A 12,891-nucleotide genomic window follows, 5' to 3' on the forward strand; every position below is an offset into this window, starting at 1 on the left:
AGCCCAACTCCAGGCACTGGTCGGCGACGTCGAGGTACTCCTCGACGCTGTCGAAGGTGACCGTGCTCGCGTAGGCGGGGATGGCCTCGCGGTAGGTGCCCAGCAGCCGGTGGACCGGTTGCCCGGCCGCCTTGCCGGCCAGGTCCCACAGCGCCACGTCGACCAGACCGAGGGCATAGATCGGAAGCTCCTCGATCCGGTCCAGCTCCCACAGCCGCTGCCACAGCAGCTCGCGCATGAGCGGATCGCGACCGATGAGGTCGTCGCGGATGCGACGTTCGACCAGGTCGGCGACGATCACTCCGCGTCTTGTGTGCGCCTCGCCCACCAGGCCCTCGTCCGTGTGGACTCGCAGGATGCCGCCGACCACCGCCGGCTCCGAGCCCGGCAGCCCGGCCCGCCATCGGAAGGGCGGCTGAGCCGGCAGTTCGACGAGTTCCACAGTCACATCGGTAATTCGCATGGACGTCCTTCACTGCTGGAAGTCTGGAGTTCAGGAGTCGGCGTCGTCGCCGGGCATGACGCGACGCCAGATCTCGCGCTGGAACTGCTGAGCGGTCATGCCGATGTGCTCGGTCATCAGGGCCTCGGCGCTGCCCGGCTCCCCCGAGGCGATGGCCTCGGCGATCGCCTCGTGCTGCCCCGCGGCCACCAGCAGCGAACCGCCCGCTACCCCGGCCAGCCCAATGGTTGTGACCTGGCGCTGCAGGCGCCTTACAGCGTCGACGGTGGAGGCGAAGAACATGTTGGCCGCCGCGTCCGCGATGCCGACGTGGAACGCCTCGTCGGCGACGGTGAAGGCGTCGATGTCGCCCTGCTCCGCCGCCAGGGCGGACTGCCGCGCGGCTTCGCGCACCGCCTTGACCTGCGCCGGGGTGGCCCGCCGCGCGGCCAGGTTGGCAGCGGTGGTCTCCAGATGCTGACGGAACTCGAACAGCTCGTCCACCTGCCGCAGGTCCGCGGGCAGGAATTTGGCCAACGACGTCTGCCAGGAGGACTGCTCGGGCTCGGCCACGTAGATGCCGCGGCCCTTTTGCACGGACAGTCGCCCCAGAGCGGAGAGGATCTTCACCGCCTCCCGGACCACGGTCCGGCTCATCTGCACCTCATCCGCGAGATCCTTCTCGGTGGGCAGCCGCGCGCCGGGCTGAAGTCCCGCTTGGACGACATACTCGAGGATGCGTTCGGCCGCGACCTCGTACCCGGGACGGTAGGCACCCTCCGCGCCCGCGGGCGCGGAGATCTTCTCTGAGCGGGCCAACGTCTCTCCCCCACTTCGCTCTCGCCGTGACTCGACGCCCACTTGCCTCGGCGCCTGTCGACACTTACATGTTTCCGATATATCAGGCGGTTCATCTTCAGTGAAGCACATCCAAACCCTTGACGCCAAGGCCCGATGACCTCAGACTCCTCCCTATCCCAGCTGGGCCGTTTCGCCCGATTCTCGTCATGACATGCATTCCGGATAGCTGTCCCGAGCCTCATAGCCTGCGGCGATCCTCCGGAAAGTCAGCCCAGACCAGCCTTACAGCTCCGACATGCATCAGAACTATATGTTGCGCACCTCACCATAGATGGGATACCTCAATGCACATTCGGTGTGGAAGTGAACACATCGACCAGGCCGGTAGGCACCGGGGGGCACTCGCCGCGGCCGCCGCTTCGGTTCTCGGCGCTACCGCCCGCTCGGGCGGCTCGGCCGGCGGCACGGCGAACGGCAAGGTCCAGCTCACCTAACAGATCTGGGACGCGAACCAGCGGCCGGACATGCAGCGCATCGTCAACGCGTTCGAAGGATCTCCCACGGGACCTGCAGGTCCGTCACGTCGATCTGTCCGACCATGAGGGCGGCGGCCTGCTGCTGCTCACCGGCCCGATCGCTTCTGCGATCGGTATGGCCGACCTGGTACACCCACCTCACATATAAATAGATCCTAACTAAACCTTGACTCGCTGAGCGGCCAGCTGCACGCTGGATCGCACTTGCACTGAGCGTCTGCCCGGGACAGACAAGGGATTTCCGTCCTGGCGAGGCTGCGGGAGTGTCGACTCACCGTCGCCTTTGCCCGTATCCCGCGGAAGAGTACGAACTATGTGGGTGACATCGTCCGTCACCTCCTTCCCCTCGGTCTCGAGCGGCGCGGACGGTGACGGGACCTCCCGGCGCGAGATCCCGCCCTCGCGGCTCCAGGGCAGACGATCAGCAATCACACGCTTCGTTGAGATTCGCCTCACTGAGGAGGAACTATGGACAGACGTCGCTTTCTGGTCGCCGGCGGCCTGAGTTCGATCACGGCGATGGGGCTTACCGCCACCACCGCTCAGGCGGTGCAAGCGACCAACAATGGGGCGTCCCCGCCACGGCGGATCATCGCAGGCTTCCTGTCGGTGGGTGTGAACGGCTCTGGTCAGGTGAGCAGCCTGGTGGATCTGCGGAATGGCACCGACTATCTGGCGACGGGCACATCGGTGCCGCTGGTCAGTGTGGTGGCCGATGGCACGCATGAGGTTCCTGCCGAGATGAGGGTCTCGCCGCGCGACCGGCGAGTCTTGGTATTCGGAAGCGACAAGGTGACGATCGAAGTGAAGGTCGTCACGCTCCCGACGCACTCCACACTTGAGGTCGTCGGTCTGACGGCCGCTCCGGGCGTGGATGTGCAGACGTTGCTGTGGGGCCCGCTGCCGACGAAGATCACCCAGACGATCGGTGAGACAGCCGGCGTGGTCGGTAACGGCGACTTCGTCCTGGGGGTTCGTCCGCTCAACGACAAGACCGTGGGTGGGTGGCCGAACGAGCACTTGGCCTACGGGTTCGGCCCGGATCTCATCTGGAATCCCTATGGCCTGCAGACCGGCGAGAAGGATGAGTGGCTGGCGAGCAACGTTGCGGCGAAGACGAAATGGGGCAGCGTCCTACGCGCCACCACATACGACTACAGCCGGGAGCGGGTCCGGCAACGCACCAACGGGTACAAGATCCCGCTCGGGCCGCTGCCGGCGCCGGAGGGCCGGATCGTCGGATCGAAGATCGCACTCTTCGGCAGTGCTCCGGATCTCGCACTTACCGTGCTCAGTCAGATCGCCCAGCAGCACGGCCAGGCATACCCGACCCTCGACGGCCAGTGGCAGAAGGTGGCCCAGCGCACTTCGCAATCCCACTTCTGGGTCTACGACCTCAACACGAGCAACGTCACCGCCGCCAGCAAGTACGCCAAGCAGGCCGGGATCAGGAACATCTATGCGATCTCCGGCGACGGGCCGTGGGTATCGCATGGGCACTACCAGTTCAGAGACGTGTTCGGCGGATCGGACGCGGCGGCAGCCCAGTTGGTGGCCACGGCGAGGAAGGAGGGAATCGAGGTCGGTGTACACACCCTCTCCAACTTCATCGACGCCCACGACCCGTACGTGAAGGCACCGGCTGATCCGCGGCTGGCACTGGGAGGGAAAGCCAAGCTGACCCGCCCGCTCGGCCAGTCGGACACCACGTTGTACGTGGACGCCGAGGCCCCGCTGGAGCCCGGCGTTGACGGACAGAGGCTGCGTATCGGCGACGAGTTCATCACCTACGGCACCGTCACGAAGGTCAGCGACAACGAGTGGCAGGTCAGCGGCCTGAACCGGGCGCAGTGGGGATCAGCCGCGCAGTCCTACCCGGCCGGCACCAGCGCCGCCCGGCTTATCCAGAACGGCTACGGCGGCGCGATGGGCGGTCTGCCGATCATCGACGAGATCGCGACCCGGCTGGCCACTGCGTACAACGACACCGGTGTCCGGGCCACGTCCTACGACGGGTTGGAGTCGGCGGGCTACACCGGCTGGGGCGGCTATGGTTTCGCGCGCCTGGTCAACGGCGTCCACCGGCAGCTCGACTCCGAGGACTTCGTCACCGAGTGCAGCAACCTCGCGTCCAATACCTGGGACGCCCAGTCCCGAGCCAGTTGGGGCGAGATCGGCAGGACGGACTACGCGCAGCTCCTTCGGAGCAACACGTTCTACCGCGCCAACTATCTGCCCGGCATGATGGGCCAGCAGGGGTTGTCCGGCAACGACAGCCTTCAGAAGATCGAAACCACCATGGCGCGCGCGGCCTCCCTCGACGCCGGCATCAACTTCGAGACCAGCGTGGGGAGCCTCGCATCCGGATCGAACTCCGCCACGTTGCTGCAAGCGATCACGACATGGGAGTCTGCACGCGCCATGGGTGCGTTCACACCTGATCAGAAGAAGCAGTTGGGCGACCCGAGCAGGTTTTGGCATTTGAGTGCCGTCACGCCGAATCAGGAGTGGACGCTGCTGCGGGTGGACTCGTCCGGTCAGCCAATCGGCGAGCCGCAGCAGGTCAAGGCTCCCACGCCGGGCTTCACCACGCCGGAACCGTCTGATGCTCAGGTCGGTGTGTTGTACGAGTTCAAGGTGACCTCGAGTACTCCACAGACCGTCCGATACGAAGTCACATCCGGCAGCCTTCCGCGCGGACTGACCCTCAACAAGGACACCGGAGGCATCACGGGTATTCCCGCCACCGAGGGCGCCAGCAAGTTCACCATCACCGCCCGCAACGGTGGGAGCATCGCCGACGCCGAGATCACCTACAAGGTGATGACCAGGCCGGGAAAGAGGCCCTGATGGTGATTCTTGAAAGTGCCTCTGCCCGCAGTTTCGGATGCTGTTGGTGATCTTAACTCCGGAAGGTGAAGTCGGGCGGCTGGGCCTGCGTTGATGTCTCGGCAGAGCTCGATTGGTGGGTGCGGACGGATTCGGCAGATGGCGGAGTGGCCACGGTGCCGATGCCGTCCGTGCGGCCCGCGCTCAGGGCAACACGCGCGCGGCAAACGGATCATCCGCCACTCCCCTCACGGCAACCGAAACGGCGAAGCCAGTCATCGGATGACTGGCGCCTCCTCTCTTGTCTGAATAGGAGTCAGCTGTTAGCTTCCCCCGCAAACAACCGAGGTATAGACCTGTTGCTCCCTTGGGAGGAAGCCACATGGTTCGTAGGGTTTCCGGGTGGGTGGCCGTCGTGACGGCACTCATCCTCGGGGCGTCCGGCCCGTCAGCCACCGCAGACCCGGCCGCTGCCGGCTCTCCTCCGGGGGCCGGGTCGGCGGCACCCCGCGCGCAGACACTGCTCAAGGTGGACTTCGAGGGATCGTTCGAAGGAAAGTCGTACACCCCTGCAGGTGGCGAGATCGTTCGCGGCACCCTGGCCCTGGACGGATCCGATGTCCGGGTTGACCGGGGCAAGGCGACGCTGCCCGGCGGAGCATCCGGGCTGCGCTTCACCCCCAAAACGCCGCTCGCCGGCGACGGGCGCATCACCGGCAATCTCGTTGCCGAAGCCGTGGTGAAGCGCAGCACCGATGTGCCGCGGCTCGGCACGCTGCTGAGTCTGTTCGGCTCGCCTTACTTCCGCTACAAGGACGCCAACGACTTCGAGACAGAATTCGGTATGTCCGCAGACGGTGCCGCCCCGGTACGCGGCCAGGGACTGGTGGTTCCGAAGACTCAGTTCCGGCACGTCGCGCTCGTCTACACCTCCGTGAGCGCGACGCGTTCGACGCTGCGGCTGTTCCTCGACGGCTGCGCGGTGGGTAAGGCGCTGGAGCTGGGGGCTCCCGCCCCGAGCCGCTCCGAGGCGGTGGGCTTCGGCCGCGACACCAACCCGTCGGCCGCGGACCGCGGCTTCGCGGGCGGACTGGACGGCATCGCGCTGTCCACCTTCGACGGCGAGTTCTCCAGCGCGAACTTCCGACTCGAAGCCCCCGCCCAGCGGCAGACGAAGGGCCCCGGGCAGGTCGTGACGCTTTCGCCGTGTGACACGGCCAAGGACATCGAAGCCAAGGCGGCCAACGTCGTCCCGAGCGAGCGGCAGAAGAAGTGGATGAACGACGAGCTCACCGCGTTCATCCACTTCGGGATCAACACCTTCGCCGGAGCCGATGGCGTGGAGTGGGGATCAGGCGAGGTGCCACCATCGCAGTTCGCCCCGACCGACCTGGATGCGCGGCAGTGGGCGCGCGCCCTCAAGGACGCCGGTTTCAAAGTGGTGATCTTCACGGCGAAGCATCATGAGGGCTTCTCCATGTGGCCGTCGCGCTACACGGACTACTCGGTGAAGAACAGCCCGTACCAGGGTGGCAAGGGCGATGTGGTGCGTGAGTTCGTGGAGGCCGCACGCGCGGAGGGCCTGCGCGCCGCGCTCTATCTTTCGCCGGCGGACGTGCACCAGTACAAGGAGGGCGTCTACAACAACAACAGCGCCTGGAAGAAGACCACCATCCCGACACTGGTCCGCGACGACAACCGGGCCGAAAAGGTGGCCTCCGGCGAGCTGCCCACCTTCGACGTGGTGAGCAACGACTACAACCGCTACTACGAGAACCAGCTCTACGAGCTGCTCACCGAGTACGGATCGGTTGACGAAGTATGGATGGACGGCGCGAACCCGGTCGAGATCGAGAACCCCGGTGCTCCCGTCCATGAACGGCACGACTACGCAACCTGGTACCGCATGGTCCGCGCACTCCAGCCCCAGGCCGTCATCCAGACCGGCCCCCAGTCGAAGGTCGAGTACTCCGGTCCCGACGCCCGCTGGGTCGGCAACGAGTCCGGCGTGGGCCGGGAGACCGAGTGGAGCGTGCTGCCGATGTACGGCGACGCCCACGCCAACGAGGTCGGCACCACGCCCTGCTGCAGCAAGGTGCTCGGCGCTCGCGAGCAACTCCCCTTCCACGACTACCTGCGCTGGCTCCCTGCCGAGACCGACGTCTCGATCCGGCCCGGCTGGTTCTACCACAGCAGTCAGGACAGCCAGATCAAGTCGCTCCCCGCGCTGCTCGGCATCTACAACAAGTCCGTCGGCCGCAACGGCGTGCTCCTGCTCAACGTACCGCCGGACCGGCGCGGGAAGTTCACCGACGGCGACGTGCGGCGGCTGCGCGAGTTCGGCGAGGCGATCCGTACGATCTTCGCCGAGGACCTCGCGACGGGCGCGACCGTCACCTCGGCCGACCCGAAGGAGACGACCGGCGAGCACCGCACCGCCACGGTCGTCGACGGCGACGCGTCGACGTACTGGACCCCGCGCTCGGGCAGTGTCCCGGCCGAGCTCGTGCTCGACCTCCCGGAGCCCCGCAGGTTCACCACCCTCTCGCTCCAGGAGAGCATGGACGTCGGCCAGCGCATCGAGAAGTTCGCCGTCGACGCCTGGCTGGACGGCGGCTGGACCGAGATCGGCACCGGGACCACCGTGGGCTACAAGCGGCTGCTCAACGTGGCTCCGACGACAACCGACAGGCTCCGGCTGCGCATCCTGGAATCCAGGCTCGCGCCGAGCGTCGCCGGCCTCGGCCTCTTCCTCGACCCGGCGGTCGGCGACCCCGGCATCGCCGTCCGCAAGCCGGCCCAGCAGTCCTCGACCGCGTACGGCGGCACACCCGACCTCGCCGTCGACGGCAACACCGACGGCGCGTGGGGAAACGGCTCGGTCACGCACACCTCCGAGACCCAGTCCCAGCCGTGGTGGCAGGTCGACCTCGGCTCCAGCAAGTCGATCAACAAGATCGCGATCTGGAACCGTACGGACTGCTGCGGGCAGCGGCTCTCCAACTACTACGTGATCGTGTCGGACACGCCGTTGCCGGACTCCCTGGACGAGGCCCTGGCCGCGCCGGGCGTCTGGTCCTCGAAGCAGACGGCCCAGGCGGGCACTCCCACGGAGATCCCCGTGGGCCGGTCCGGTCGTTACGTGCGCGTGCAACTCACCGGTACGAGTGCGCTCTCGCTGGCCGAGGTGCAGGTGTTCTGACGCCTTGTGATGTGTTGTGACATGCTCTGCCGCCCCCGCCCCGCGCCCGTGCGCTCGGGCTTGTGATTGGCGTCCTTGTACGTGCGGTGCGGGGCGTGGATTGGAATGCCACGCCCCTGCTCGTCGGCGAAGCCCGCCAGGGTCTGGGCGAGGTCGGGGTGGGCCTGCAGAGACAGCGGCGACGCCGCGGCGAGGATCTTGAGTAGGAACGGCAGCCGGGGGCCGAAGGCCTTCACGCCCCCTGGGCCCAGTTCGCCCTCGGGATCGGCCTCGATCACTTCGGAGAGGGGAACGGGGCCGACCCTCGATCGGTCCGGGACGGGGCTCCGGGGTGCGCGCCCATCCACATCTCGACCTCTGGTCGGCCGGTCGGCTCGGTGCCGAGCAGCTCCAGAATGTCAGTGGTGGAGCCCCAGGAGCAGGGGCGCACGGGGTTGCTGAGGCGATCCATGCGGTGCGTTCCTATCTGTACGGATGATCGGTACTGACGAGCAGTACGGGTGAGCGGTGGTGTGCCGTGCGCCTTCAACCGATGCCCCTTGACGCGGGGGTGACCAGCATTCATTGTTATCGTTAACACCGCACTGCATACCCCGCCTCTTGGAGCACGATGTGACCCGTTCCTACGACCGCAATCCCCGCTATGCCCCGGTGAACGGGGTTGTCGCTCGTGGCTGGGACGCAGCCGCAGAAACCCTTCCCGCAGGCCCAGCCGTTCTCGCCCTCGACGGGCCGGCCTCCCTGGACTGGGCCGATGCCACGACCTCCCTCGCCGCGGCCCTCGCCCGCCACGGCGTACCGTCCCAGCTTCTGGATCTCCGCGAATACGAGGACAGCTGGGGCGCCGTCCTCGCCCGCACCGGCGACAGCACCGGGCCCGAGGCGGACCCGTACTACCTGCCGATCGCACAGAACTCCCTCAGGGACCTCTACCGCGGGCTTCCGCAGGTCAAGCGTCCCACCGAGGGCCTGCTCATCGTCCACGGCCCCGGCGCCGCGCTCATCGAACACGACGTCCTTTGGTACGCCGATCTACCGAAGCGGTACGCCGAGGCCGCGATCGCCGCGGGGAATCAGCCGCTCGGCGTGAACCTCGGCCGCCACCGCGAGCCCGGCGATCTGCGCCGCCTCTTCTATGCCGACTGGCCGATGATCGACGCCCACCGTGACAACATCGCCGGCCGCATCGACCGCTGGCTCGATGTGCAGCACCCCAAGGCCCCCGCGTCCGTCGACGGTGAGACGATGCGTGCCACGCTTGCCGCCCTCGCCAAGGGCCCGGTGCGCTCCCGACCGTACTTCAACTCCACCCCCTGGGGCGGCCAATGGGCCGCGCGTGAGCTGGGCTTCGAGCCGCAGAAGGACAACACCGCGCTCGGCTACGAGCTGATCGCCCCCGAGGCGGGCGTGCTTGTTGGCTCCGGCCCGGAGGCAGAGGTCGAGCTGCCTTTCCAACTGCTGTGCGTGCTGCACCCGGAGGACTTCCTGGGCGCGGCCGTGCATGAGGAGTACGGCACGTCCTTCCCGATCCGCTACGACTACCTCGACACGGTCGACGGCGGCAATCTCTCACTGCACCTCCACCCGCGCGCGGAGTACATGCGCGACCAATTCGGCTGGCCGTACACCCAGCACGAGACGTACTACGTCACCGCGAGCTCCGGAGATGACCCGCGTGTCTACCTCGGCCTGCAGCACGGAGCCGACATCGGCCTGATGCGTAAGGAGGTCGAGGCAGCGGTCCAGCGCGGTGAAGTGATGGACGTCGAGCGCTTCGTGCAGAGTCACCCCTCGCAGGAGGGACGGCTTTACATGATCCCGGCGGGCACCCCGCACGCCTCCGGTGCGGGCAACCTCGTCCTGGAGATCAGCGCCACCCCGTACCTGTACTCGCTACGGTTCTACGACTGGCTGCGCAAGGACGCCCAGGGCAACTCCCGCCCGTTGCCGTACGACCACGGCTTCGCCAATCTCGATTCCGGCCGACAGGGCGAGGACGTGCTCCGCGAGCTGATCCAGGACCCGCGCACGCTACGCGAGGGCCCGGGCTGGCGCGAGGAGGTCATCGGCGCCCTGCCTGAGATGTTCTACGAGGTCCGGCGTCTGGTCATCGACCCGGCGGCCGATGGGGCACGCCCCGCCGAGGACGACACCGGGGGGACGTTCCACATCCTCAACATCTCCTCCGGCGACGGCGTGGTGATCGAGACCGCTGACGGCCGAACTCATGAGCTGGTCTTCGCCGAGACACTGACCGTGCCCGCCGCGGTCGGCGCCTACCGGCTCCGGCCGTTGGGCGAGCGGCCGGTACACGTGATCAAGTCCCTGGTCCGCTGAGACCGGTGCAGCCCCACAGGCCCGGACCAAGGAGGGGGATTACTCCCCTCCCGGCCCCCTCAAACCCGCTCTCCAGGAGTGATATCGATAACACTCCTCCCCTGCCCACGCTTGCGCCCCCACCTCACGGCGCAATAAAAGGAAGAGGCAGCTTCCCATGAGCCGCACCACCGCCCCCAACCAGCCCCCGACCGTCTCCGAGGCCGGCAATCGGTCCAGCCGCCCCCTCGTCGGAGAGCACGGCGTGGCCCACAACTGGCGCGTACCCGAGCACTTCGGCACGACCCGGCAGGTCGTGCCGGACTACAACATCCACCGCCCACAAGACTCCTTCCGCCCATACGGCTCGTTGGTCGGCCACTGGATGGAGTGGGCGCGGCTGCTGATCTCGCTGCGCGCGCAAGCCGGGGACCGAGCGGCCTGGACGTCCGAGGCGGCCCAGCACCTCTTCGCGCAGGCCGTAGGCGGCAGCTGGTGGCACCAGCTCGACGAGACGGGCCGGCCCGCCACGACGACGCGGGGCGGCAAACCCCACGTCTACCACGCTTTCCAGGCAACGCTGTTCGCCCGTGCCTCGCAGCACCTGGGTCTCGGCGAGGCCGCACGCCGCGGGCTGATCGCATGCTGAACGCCCCCAAGCCGACACCCGTGCCCGTCCTGGAGATCGGCGGCACCCATGTGACCGCGGCGCTCGTGGACCTGGACGCCGGACAGCCTCTGGGCCGCACAGTGCGCGAGCCGCTGCCCGCACAGGGCACCGCAGCGGAGATCCTCGACGCAATCGCCTCAGCCGCCGCCCGCATCGACGCCCCACCCGGGGCGAGCTGGGGCGTGGCGGTGCCGGGCCCCTTCGACTACGCAACGGGCATCGGGCTCTTCCACGATGTCGGTAAGTTCGAAGCCCTGTACGGCGTGGATGTCGGGGCCGAGCTGAGGAGACGACTGCGGCCTGCACCCGCCGCGCTGCGCTTCCTCAATGACGCGGACGCCTTCGGCATCGGCGAGCACGCCGCCGGAGCGGCCGCCGGCCAACCGCGCGCCGTCTGCGTCACCCTCGGCAGCGGTGTCGGCTCCGCCTTTCTGGACCGGGGGGAGCCTGTCAACGACGGCCCGCTGGTGCCGCCGGACGGCAGTGCGCATCTGCTGTCGTACGACGGGCGACCGCTCGAGGAGACCGTGTCACGGCGCGGGATCCGCGCTGCCTACGCCCGTGCGGCGCTGGACGACTTGGACGTCGTCCCTGACGTACAGGCCATCGCAGAGCTGGCCCGCGGTGGTGATCAGCACGCGGGAAACACGCTGGGGCACGCCTTTTGGGTGTTGGGGATGACCCTGGCTCCGTGGCTGACGCGGTTCGAGGCGACGGCGCTGGTCGTCGGCGGCTCGATCGCCGCCTCGTGGGACCTGGTGGAGGGGCCACTCAGGTCCGGCCTGGATGAAGGCTCGGTCCCCGTCCGCGGCAAACGGCTGGTGCTACGTACCGCCGAGCGCGCGCAGGACGCGCCGCTGTTGGGGGCGGCCTGGTGGGCGATGCGACCGCTGCCCGCAGCAGCGGGTAGCCGGTGACAACCGCCTAGAATGAAGGCTGCGGGCGCACTGCCAAGGCACCCGCAGCAGTCGATTTCAGGAGAGTGCAAGCCCAGTGCCACCATCCGGCAACTCCGGACCGTCCGGACCCGCCACTCCCACGATGCGGGACGTCGCGGCACGTGCCGGAGTCAGCGCCATGACCGTCTCGCGGGTCCTGAAGGACGAGCACGTCGGCCCCGGAACCCGGGAGAGAGTACTCGCCGCCGTACGTGAACTGGGTTACCGCCGCAATGAGGTGGCCCGCAATCTGCGGCTCGGCCGTCCCAGCGGCATGATCGGCCTCGTCGTCACCAATCTCGCCAACCCCTTCTACTCCCGGCTCGCCCTCGGCGCCGAACAGGTGGCCGAGGAACATGGGTTTCGGCTGGTGCTGGGAAACACTGCGGAACAGGCCCCGCGCGAGCGCGAGTTGGTGGAAGACCTGGTCGGCCGCCGGGTGAGCGGAATGATCGTGGTCCCGGCCGGGGCCACGCACCAACACCTCAGCCCCGCCTCGCTCGGCGGCACCCCCGTGGTATTCGCGTCACGCCCGCCCTCTGGGATCGAAGCCGATACGGTCCTCGTGGACGACTTCGGCGGAGCTCGCGCGGCGACAGCCCAGCTGTTGGCAGACGGACACCGCGCCCTGGGCTTCCTGGGCAACCCGCCCACTCTGTTCACCAGCGCCGAACGCTTTCGCGGCTACTGGGCCGCGCACGAGGAGGCCGGGCTCGCGCCTCGCGAGGAGTGGACACGCCGGGGCCCGCACGACATCCCCACCGCAGAAGCGGCGGCCAGGGAACTGCTGGACCGCGAGGACGCGCCGACGGCACTGTTCTGCACCAACAACCGCATCACGCTGGGCGCTTATCGCGCGATCCAGCACCTCGGCACCGACACCGCCCTCGCGGGCTTCGACGACTTCGAGATGGCAGACATGCTGAGGGTGCCGGTCACGGTGGTCTCCTACGACGCGGACGAGGTCGGGCGCCGGGCGGCCCGGCTGCTGGTGGACCGCATCGTGCAGGGAGCGGACGCCCCTGCGGGTCCGGCACGCCGAACAGTGGTGCCGACATCGGTCGTACGCTACGGCGTGTAGCGCTACCGCAAGTCGGCCGGAGAGTCAGCCCGAGCTGCGTGACCTGTGCGGCCGCAGCGCCGCCTGAACCACGGCT

The 12,891-nt window shown here is 68.0% G+C and carries 8 protein-coding genes and 1 pseudogene; 6 read left to right on the forward strand and 3 right to left on the reverse strand.

What is annotated here, in order from left to right; translation table 11 throughout:
* Both ACZ7L9_RS12270 and ACZ7L9_RS12275 read right to left on the reverse strand, forming a co-directional pair.
* Window positions 1-463, reverse strand: a 463-nt coding sequence (locus ACZ7L9_RS12270; protein WP_471414700.1) for an enolase-like domain-containing protein, incomplete at its 3' end; no start/stop codon positions are given.
* Window positions 464-493: 30 nt separating this feature from the next.
* Window positions 494-1,261 carry a FadR/GntR family transcriptional regulator gene (locus tag ACZ7L9_RS12275; RefSeq protein ID WP_471414701.1) on the reverse strand — a complete coding sequence of 256 codons (768 nt, stop codon included), beginning with the start codon at window positions 1,259-1,261 and terminating at the stop codon, window positions 494-496.
* A 986-nt stretch (window positions 1,262-2,247) separates the two neighbouring features.
* On the opposite strand from ACZ7L9_RS12275, the gene ACZ7L9_RS12280 reads away from it, so the two are divergent.
* Together ACZ7L9_RS12280 and ACZ7L9_RS12285 are read left to right on the forward strand one after the other, a co-directional pair.
* On the forward strand, window positions 2,248-4,629 hold the full coding sequence (locus ACZ7L9_RS12280; protein ID WP_471414702.1) for an Ig domain-containing protein: 2,382 nt from the start codon (window positions 2,248-2,250) through the stop codon (window positions 4,627-4,629).
* Between the two features lie 394 nt (window positions 4,630-5,023).
* Entirely contained in the window at window positions 5,024-7,810 is a 2,787-nt protein-coding gene (locus tag ACZ7L9_RS12285) for an alpha-L-fucosidase (protein WP_471414704.1), read from the forward strand.
* A 53-nt stretch (window positions 7,811-7,863) separates the two neighbouring features.
* On the opposite strand, the pseudogene ACZ7L9_RS12290 reads toward ACZ7L9_RS12285, so the two are convergent.
* Window positions 7,864-8,261, reverse strand: a pseudogene (locus ACZ7L9_RS12290) (type I phosphomannose isomerase catalytic subunit); the annotation flags it as partial.
* 161 nt (window positions 8,262-8,422) lie between these two features.
* Here ACZ7L9_RS12290 and ACZ7L9_RS12295 point away from each other — a divergent pair.
* The 4 genes from ACZ7L9_RS12295 to ACZ7L9_RS12310 all read left to right on the forward strand — a co-directional run bounded on the left by ACZ7L9_RS12295 (window position 8,423) and on the right by ACZ7L9_RS12310 (window position 12,815).
* Window positions 8,423-10,147, forward strand: coding sequence for a class I mannose-6-phosphate isomerase (locus tag ACZ7L9_RS12295; protein WP_471414705.1), 1,725 nt, complete (start codon window positions 8,423-8,425; stop codon window positions 10,145-10,147).
* A 157-nt stretch (window positions 10,148-10,304) separates the two neighbouring features.
* Window positions 10,305-10,775, forward strand: a complete 471-nt coding sequence (locus ACZ7L9_RS12300) for an AGE family epimerase/isomerase (RefSeq protein WP_471414707.1) — start codon at window positions 10,305-10,307, stop codon at window positions 10,773-10,775.
* Entirely contained in the window at window positions 10,769-11,713 is a 945-nt protein-coding gene (locus tag ACZ7L9_RS12305; protein WP_471414708.1) for an ROK family protein, read from the forward strand. The genes ACZ7L9_RS12300 and ACZ7L9_RS12305 overlap by 7 nt, the downstream gene beginning before the upstream one ends.
* A 124-nt stretch (window positions 11,714-11,837) precedes the next feature.
* Entirely contained in the window at window positions 11,838-12,815 is a 978-nt protein-coding gene (locus tag ACZ7L9_RS12310; protein WP_471414710.1) for a LacI family DNA-binding transcriptional regulator, read from the forward strand.
* Window positions 12,816-12,891 lie beyond the last annotated feature (76 nt).

The sequence above is a fragment of the Streptomyces sp. NPDC111516 genome, assembly GCF_055635345.1.

Coding starts and splice junctions, on each gene's coding strand:
- ACZ7L9_RS12280 (WP_471414702.1), top strand. CDS start 2,248: ATGGACAGACGTCGCTTTCTGGTCGCCGGCGGCCTGAGTTCGATCACG.
- ACZ7L9_RS12300 (WP_471414707.1), top strand. CDS start 10,305: ATGAGCCGCACCACCGCCCCCAACCAGCCCCCGACCGTCTCCGAGGCC.
- ACZ7L9_RS12305 (WP_471414708.1), top strand. CDS start 10,769: ATGCTGAACGCCCCCAAGCCGACACCCGTGCCCGTCCTGGAGATCGGC.
- ACZ7L9_RS12310 (WP_471414710.1), top strand. CDS start 11,838: ATGCGGGACGTCGCGGCACGTGCCGGAGTCAGCGCCATGACCGTCTCG.